The organism is Flavobacterium saccharophilum (genome assembly GCF_900142735.1).
Lineage (GTDB): Bacteria > Bacteroidota > Bacteroidia > Flavobacteriales > Flavobacteriaceae > Flavobacterium > Flavobacterium saccharophilum.
The window spans coordinates 1-1,514 of the sequence record NZ_FRBY01000011.1; the positions used below are offsets into that span (position 1 = coordinate 1).

The 1,514-nt window shown below is 43.4% G+C and carries 1 protein-coding gene; it reads right to left on the minus strand.

Going from position 1 to position 1,514, the window contains the following annotated elements; genetic code table 11:
- Positions 1–1,514: hypothetical protein (locus tag BUA98_RS22435; protein ID WP_159433484.1), on the minus strand; the 1,514-nt coding region annotated here is incomplete at both ends.

The following is a 1,514-nucleotide window of genomic DNA, read 5'->3' on the forward strand; positions in this document are numbered from 1 at the left end:
GGTGATTGTGGAACTACAGCTGCAGGAGCGGTAATGATAAAGTCTTTGGTGATTGTTTCACTATAACATTTGTCGGTTATTTTGTAACTAACACTTACTGTACCGCCTGCGCATAAAGTTGGTGCCATAGGATTTCCTATGAATTCCCCTTTGGCATCACAACCGCCACTTACTCCAAAACCTGATTTGAAAGTTTCAAATGCAGCATCCAAAGCAGCCTGATCCGCATAAGCACAAGCTGATGCGTTTACAGGATCTGGTGATTGCGGAACTACAGCTGCAGGAGCAGTTATGATAAAGTCTTTGGTGATTGTTTCACTATAACATTTGTCGGTTATTTTGTAACTAACACTAACCGTTCCGCCTGTGCATAAAGTTGGTGCCACAGGATTTCCTATGAATTCCCCTTTGGCATCACAACCTCCGCTTACTCCAAAACCTGATTTGAAAGTTTCAAATGCAGCATCCAAAGCAGCCTGATCCGCATAAGCACAAGCAGATGCGTTTACAGGATCTGGTGATTGCGGAACTACAGCTGCAGGAGCAGTTATGATAAAGTCTTTGGTGATTGTTTCACTATAACATTTGTCGGTTATTTTGTAACTAACACTAACCGTTCCGCCTGTACATAAAGTTGGTGCCATAGGGTTTCCTATAAATTCCCCTTTAGCATCACAACCGCCGCTTACTCCAAAGCCTGATTTGAAAGTTTCAAATGCAGCATCCAAAGCAGCCTGGTCAGCATAAGCGCAAGCCGATGCGTTTACAGGATCTGGTGATTGCGGAACTACAGCTGCAGGAGCAGTTATGATAAAGTCTTTGGTGATTGTTTCACTATAACATTTGTCGGTTATTTTGTAACTAACACTAACCGTTCCGCCTGTACATAAAGTTGGTGCCACAGGATTTCCTATAAACTCCCCTTTGGCATCACAGCCTCCGCTTACTCCAAAACCTGATTTGAAAGTAGCAAATGCAGCATCCAAAGCAGCCTGATCCGCATAAGCACAAGCCGATGCATTTACAGGATCTGGTGATTGTGGAACTACAGCTGCAGGAGCAGTAATAATAAAGTCTTTGGTGATTGTTTCACTATAACATTTGTCGGTTATTTTGTAACTAACACTAACCGTTCCGCCTGTACACAAAGTTGGTGCCATAGGGTTTCCTATGAATTCCCCTTTGGCATCACAACCGCCGCTTACTCCAAAACCTAATTTGAAAGTCGCAAATGCAGCATCCAAAGCAGCCTGGTCAGCATAAGCACAAGCCGATGCGTTTACAGGATCTGGTGATTGCGGAACTACAGCTGCAGGAGCAGTTATGATAAAGTCTTTGGTGATTGTTTCACTATAACATTTGTCGGTTATTTTGTAACTAACACTAACCGTTCCGCCTGTACATAAAGTTGGTGCCATAGGGTTTCCTATAAATTCACCTTTGGCATCACAACCGCCGCTTACTCCAAAACCTGATTTGAAAGTTTCAAATGCAGCATCCAAAGCAGCCTGGTC